Annotated in this window: 5 protein-coding genes; 4 read left to right on the top strand and 1 reads right to left on the bottom strand. The window is 39.0% G+C overall.

Features of this window, described 5'->3' with window-relative positions; all coding sequences use genetic code 11:
- Positions 1-609 precede the first annotated feature (609 nt).
- Positions 610-1,500: a hypothetical protein gene (locus tag EKM98_RS10155; protein WP_125982445.1), complete on the top strand. Its 891-nt coding sequence runs from the start codon at positions 610-612 to the stop codon at positions 1,498-1,500.
- A complete protein-coding gene (locus EKM98_RS10160) occupies positions 1,493-2,554 on the top strand; it encodes a hypothetical protein (protein ID WP_125982446.1) in 1,062 nt (353 codons plus the stop codon). The genes EKM98_RS10155 and EKM98_RS10160 overlap by 8 nt, the downstream gene beginning before the upstream one ends.
- Positions 2,555-2,624: 70 nt before the next feature.
- Here the strand turns inward: EKM98_RS10160 and asnB are convergent, their stop codons facing one another.
- Positions 2,625-4,517, bottom strand: coding sequence for an asparagine synthase (glutamine-hydrolyzing) (gene asnB / locus EKM98_RS10165; protein ID WP_125982448.1), 1,893 nt, complete (start codon positions 4,515-4,517; stop codon positions 2,625-2,627).
- Between the two features lie 334 nt (positions 4,518-4,851).
- Between asnB and EKM98_RS10170 the strand changes: the two genes are divergently transcribed.
- A complete protein-coding gene (locus EKM98_RS10170; RefSeq protein WP_125982450.1) occupies positions 4,852-5,151 on the top strand; it encodes a cupin domain-containing protein in 300 nt (99 codons plus the stop codon).
- A gap of 194 nt (positions 5,152-5,345) precedes the next feature.
- Positions 5,346-5,864 carry a DUF308 domain-containing protein gene (locus EKM98_RS10175; RefSeq protein WP_125982452.1) on the top strand — a complete coding sequence of 173 codons (519 nt, stop codon included), beginning with the start codon at positions 5,346-5,348 and terminating at the stop codon, positions 5,862-5,864.
- The last annotated feature ends 136 nt before the right edge of the window (positions 5,865-6,000 follow it).

A 6,000-nucleotide genomic window follows, 5' to 3' on the forward strand; every position in this document is an offset into this window, starting at 1 on the left:
AATTTTTTAAAGTATTGTAAAGTAATCTTTTCTTACGTTATAGCTTTAATAAGAGGCGAGGCTGGGACAAAAAATCCTAGCCTCTTATTTTTTCGATCATTTAGTCTCGAGAGTGTCTGCAAAAGCGTTCGGGTTCCCGCGGTTAGCTACAACAGCCAATCCCAAAACCAATTTTTGTCCCACTTTCTTATTTTTCCGATCATTGGTCTAGAATGTGCGCCAAAAGTCTGGGTTCACGTGCCTCAATACCCATAGTGCGGTTATTGACTTAGCCTACATTACGCAGTAAACCCAAGCCGACTTTTGTCCCACTCCTACCTCGATTTAGTTACTTAATTTTATAGGGCCTAGAAATGGCCGGAAATCTAAAATTATCCGGCAATAATTTAAAATCGGTTCCACCAAAATTACAGTTACTTTCATTTTTTGGTAATAATCTTTAAAATTACACTAGGAATCATACTAAAGCAACATTAATCCTTTCCAAGCACTGCTCAAAAGCTGTAGAATAGGATTATAGAGAATAATTTTACGTTATAACAATTAACAGCTTTGGCGCAAAGCAACTGTTCTGGCGTTAATTAAATAAAAATTCGGGGAGTTTCGCTAATGGATACGGAAAAATGTTTAAACTACCAAAAGCAGTTTTTTATCGATTTTGCGCAGGCATGGCACGATCGTTCAGATTTAGAGCTCTATCGTAAAATAGACACAACGGCCTCATCTCTTCGCTTAGAGACCTCTGAGGTACCGGCTTATATTTTGGCTTACGATAAACAGGCTCAGGCCGAGCTTAAGGCCTATTTACAAAAAGGTCTCACCAAATGGTTACGCACTTATATTCCTTTCTTCGAAATTAACAGTGAAGGTGTTGTCATGTTTGGTGACTGGTACCACCGTCGTCAATTTGGCGTTTTAGATGTGTGGAATCGACAAATTATTCAAACGGATGAATTGCAACAACAAATTCTCCCTGAGCTTGAAGGTTACGAAAAAGATAATGATAACTACTTACAGAACCGTCTAGATCAATTACACGAGCAGCTTTATCAAGAGGCCAACGAATTACATGCCGATCTAGATCGGGCAACAGAAAACGCTGACTCGGCTGTAGCGCAGTCCCGCTTAAATCGTGATAAAGCACCACAGCAAAATAGTGGCCGCTTAAAAAATTTACTTAACTTTATGGATAGTAACTCTGGAAATGAAGAAACCAACGACTCTGAAGCGGCCACTCCTGCACCAAACACAGCAGAAATTGCCGATCTAAAGACTCGTTTTACTGCGGCCAAACAATTGGCCGACACACATTATGATGAGCAAAAGCGACAATTAGAAGTTGAAGTTGCTGTCATTCGCTATGAATATCAAGCAATTGTCAATCAGTACAGCTCGCTCACTCAGTTTGAAAATGCACTGGTTCATATCCAAGAAAGCTATTTAGATAATCTTCAGGTAGCGCCTAATCTAGCCAGCAAGGGAGATGACCAGCATGCTTAATTTTAACCGGCCACAACTAAGAGATCTAATTGCTGCGCCCGCTGACATTGGCCAAATTCAGCAAACAACGATGACGCTTTACCAAAAACAGCGCCAGTACGTTATTGATAAACAACAATGGATGCAAAATGATCAAGCACTATTAGAGTTAACTGCCAGTTATACACGTGTTTTTGCCGATAAAATCTGGGAAGCTTTTAATAATGATAAGTTAATCAGCCAGGCTGAGTTATTGGAACACATTTGGATGAACGTTGCATCAGATGCTAATCAACGACTGGCAATCAATCTTAACTACGCTAGTGACGACGGTCAAAATAACACAATTTTATTTTCAATCAATGAAGCACTAACGGCCAAAGCTTATTTAACGGCCCAACATTTGCCAACGCTACAACAAATCAAAGAAAACGCCTCTGAAGCTTACTTTATGGACGAGGAACAATTTCCTGCCCTTATGCAAATGATCAAGCTACTTTATGCGGCCAATATTCAGTTTCAAACACCACGGGAAACTGTCTTGCAACCCGTTGATAATCTCAATTTTAAAGTTATTTTCCCAGCAGACAAGAGCTTTTCAACTCGGACAATCGTTACCGATAACGTTCATGAACCGGCCAAGCTCAGTATAAATATTGGAAATTTTGATGTTCGACATTTTAAAGTTAACGATGATGAAAAAAATGACGTTACGGATCTAGGCCGTTCCAAGATATCCGACAGTGGTCTATTTACTTGGGAGGCCGAAACAATTCCCGATCTACTAAACCATGAATTAACCTTAACCATTTCGGCAGTTGAGGTTGATGCTTTACCTTGTCTTGAGGATCTTTTTGTGACATCTTCCAGTAACAATATTTTAATGAAAACTGGTAGTACAATTGGTACTTACAAGTTGGAATTACCAAATCAAAAGGAACTCGGACTAACAATTAACTCACAAAATGAGACCTTAAGCCTCCACTATCCCGATCCAGAAACCCAAATTTATGAATTGAATCACCTCTATCCTTTCTTTAGTAAATGGTTAGATCTTGCTATTCAAGCAAAATAAAAGGATACAAAAAAAGTCAAACTACCAAATCGCTTTTGCGACAACGTAGTTTGACTTTTTTTGTAATCTTTTATTGAAATTGATCCAAGTTGATAAAGTAATCTTGATACCAAATTAAAAATGTATAAATTACCCAAACTTCACGCCGGCCATTTAACTCCCCAGAATGTGTTTTGTCCAAGATATTCAAAATTTTATCTTGCTCAAAAAATTCTTGAACAAAATCCTGGGTAAATAAATCCCGAACCTTCTGGTAATACTTATCCTCGGCTAACCACTGCTTAATTGGAACCGGGAAACCTAACTTAGGCCGATCAGCCCAGCTCTTCGGTAAGTGCATTTCAGAAGCCTTACGGAATGCATACTTAGTGTCCTTGTTATTAAGTAGATACTTAGTGGGAATACTGTTGGCCAATTTAGCAACCTTAACATCCAAAAATGGCACCCGTAATTCCAAACTATGCGCCATTGATATTTTATCAGCCTTTTGTAAAATATCGTTATACATAAAGTGATGCAAATCAATGTACTGCATTTGTTTCACTTCATCAATATTGGCAACCTTTTTAAAGTCGTGGGTATAATTTCCTTTAATATCTAGCGTATTACGGTATTTTTCGGTCACCAAACCATTGGCCTGCTTGGCCGTAAAAATAGTTGGTTGTTCAAAATTATAAATGACTGATTGACCCACGTAATATTCACTTGGTTTTGCTAACGTAGTATACAAATGAACCTTACCGCGGAAATTACTGCCCTTTTTAATTCGTCGTGCTAAATGATAGCGGGTATTGCGGGGTAACTTTTTTAGTCCAGAGGCAAAGACTTTAATGACCTCATTATGCGTGTGCATCCCGTAGTTCACGTAACCAGCAAACATTTCATCGGCGCCTTCACCGGACAATACAACGGTAACATCCTTGGCGGCCAACTCACATAAAAACCAAAGTGGAATCAAACTTGGATTGCCATCTGGATCATCCATATGATATTGCATCAGCGGAAACTTATCAAAGGCTTCCTCGGCCGTCACAGTGGTTTGTTTGAATTCTAGACCCAGTTTATCGGATAACTCTTTGGCCCGCCCAGCTTCATTGTAGGCCTCGTCAAAGCCAACACTAAACACCTTTTGTGGTTTAAGGATACTGGTAACGTAGCTACTATCAACCCCTTCAGATAAGAAACTACCCACCGGAACATCCGCAATATTATGGTATTTAACTGATTCCTCAACCGACTTGTTAATTTCCTTAACCGTATCTTCAAAACTTAGGTTGTTTTGTGTATAGTCTGCATCCCAGTATTGCTCAACGTCCACTTTGCCGTCTTTCCAAATAAAATAATGGCCCGCAGGAAACTTAAAGACACCCTTAAAAAAGGTTTCGTCCAAGTCATTATACTGATTCATCAAGTAGGGTTTTAACGCCTCTTTGTTTAAACGCTTCTTGAATTTAGGGTGCTTCATAAACGTCTTTAATTCAGATGAAAACATAAAAGTACCGTCATCTAGATAAGTATAGTAAAGTGGTTTAATGCCGAAAAAGTCACGGGCGCCAAATAGCTCCTTCTTAACCGTGTCCCAAATAAAGAAAGTAAACATTCCCCGAACCTTCTTCAAAACATCAGGACCCCACGCTTCATAGCCGTGAAGGAGACTTTCAGTGTCAGTGTGCGTTTTGAAAACGTAGCCTAGACCTTCTAGTTCATCACGAACTTCCTGATAGTTATAAATCTCACCGTTAAAAACAATTAATTTTGAATTATCGGCATTATAGATTGGTTGTTTCCCATTAGTTAAATCAATAATTGATAGGCGCCGAAAGCCTAGTGCAACATCGTCATCAACAAAAGAGCCCTTATCGTTAGGACCCCGATGTTTAATAACTTCTACCTGTTTATCAAGGATTGTTTGCTTATCCTCAAGATTTAAAGCGCCGCCTGCAAAGCCGATGATGCCACACATGTGCATACCCTCCATTTTTAAATCAAAAGTAGTGCTTCGACTACCTTATTCCGAGTCATAATTATAAAAAGTGTCGCTGATTGGTTCTTAAGCTACAAATCGGTACAACCAGTCACACAATTCATCATGTTTGCTATTTTAACATAAAATGGGCCAATTTTTACAAACTTCGCTCAACTCTTAATGTAAGTTTAGCCCTTTTGAAGGCTTGAATTGTACCGGTAACGCTTTTATTATTAAAAGTACTAGAAAATTTTAATTGACTTTTCACTTCTCCTTTTCTTTAATAGACTTAACGTGGTTTCCACGTCAATGAAATAAGGGAAGTGGCACAATGCAATTTTTAACAGGTACACAAGGTACAGATGTTCACGAACATCTTTTAAATAGCGGCGGACAGCGAATCGGGCACCGCATCATCGCAAAAGGACAGATTACTGGCAATGGTAAACTTCACCCAGCACCAGCCCACGGCGTTGTTATTCCAGTCAAGGGCCGGATTGAATTTAAAACGGATGGTTACAGTGAAGAGATCTACCCTGGCAAAGTAGTCGTAATGGAAAAGGGAGAACTTCATTGCATGCACGGTCTTGAAGACAGCGAAATAATTGTTGTTTTGGATCTGCTTCGTTAACGATTACTTAAAAGTACTCATAGGCTTAATCAGAGAAACGTTTCGTGTTAATACGGTAGGAACTAGTTATTATCTGCCCGTTAAACAAGGCGTTTTTTTATTTTCCCGCTTAATTTCCGTCTCAAGGCGTATGGTACGGTCTTCTAAATGTGGTAGGCTTTGAAGTAAGTACAGAACTTGAGAGGAGCTTGTTTATGTCAAATTCATTCAAAAAAAATCGTGTACTACAAACCCTACTGGCCATTGTTGCCGGTGTTGCTTTAATTATTTGGCCCCACCCAATTTTTAAAATTGTCATTTATCTAATTGCCCTTTATTTAGTTTACCTAGGTGTTATTGCTTTGTGGGCCGCGCGCAAAGAATTTAAACAAAGTGGTCGTTACGGAAATCAGCGTACTTCTGGAATTGTCCTTTGCTTGGCCGCACTATTTGTTCTAATCTTTGCACCGGGCCTGGTTAGTATGTTGCCTTTCCTAATGGGAATTATCATTCTAATATATGGAATTAGCCATTTAATCGGCGTGCTCAATCACCGTCATTTTGTAAACGTTAGCCGTTTTCCAGAAATTATCTACAGCGCGGTTATCATTATTGTAGGTGGTTTCTTACTCTTCAATCCTTTCCGTAGTGTACTCTTCGGCCTTCAAATTTTCGGCGTTAGTCTCGTCGTTATTGGTTGCCGTGAATTAGTTGAAACCATTCGTAATCGCTAATGCAATCGATATAGTACAAAAGCGAATGCAATTAAAATAGGAGTTACAACAAAAAATGAATTGGCTCTCTGTCAAATCCTGTTGATAGCCAATTTTACAGCGTTAGAAGTTAGGCAACTTCTAATGCTGTTTTTTT

Origin of the sequence: Loigolactobacillus iwatensis (assembly GCF_003950295.1) — a bacterium.
GTDB lineage: Bacteria > Bacillota > Bacilli > Lactobacillales > Lactobacillaceae > Loigolactobacillus > Loigolactobacillus iwatensis.

Coding starts and splice junctions, on each gene's coding strand:
- EKM98_RS10155 (WP_125982445.1), top strand. CDS start 610: ATGGATACGGAAAAATGTTTAAACTACCAAAAGCAGTTTTTTATCGAT.
- EKM98_RS10160 (WP_125982446.1), top strand. CDS start 1,493: ATGCTTAATTTTAACCGGCCACAACTAAGAGATCTAATTGCTGCGCCC.
- asnB (WP_125982448.1), bottom strand. CDS start 4,517: ATGTGTGGCATCATCGGCTTTGCAGGCGGCGCTTTAAATCTTGAGGAT.
- EKM98_RS10170 (WP_125982450.1), top strand. CDS start 4,852: ATGCAATTTTTAACAGGTACACAAGGTACAGATGTTCACGAACATCTT.
- EKM98_RS10175 (WP_125982452.1), top strand. CDS start 5,346: ATGTCAAATTCATTCAAAAAAAATCGTGTACTACAAACCCTACTGGCC.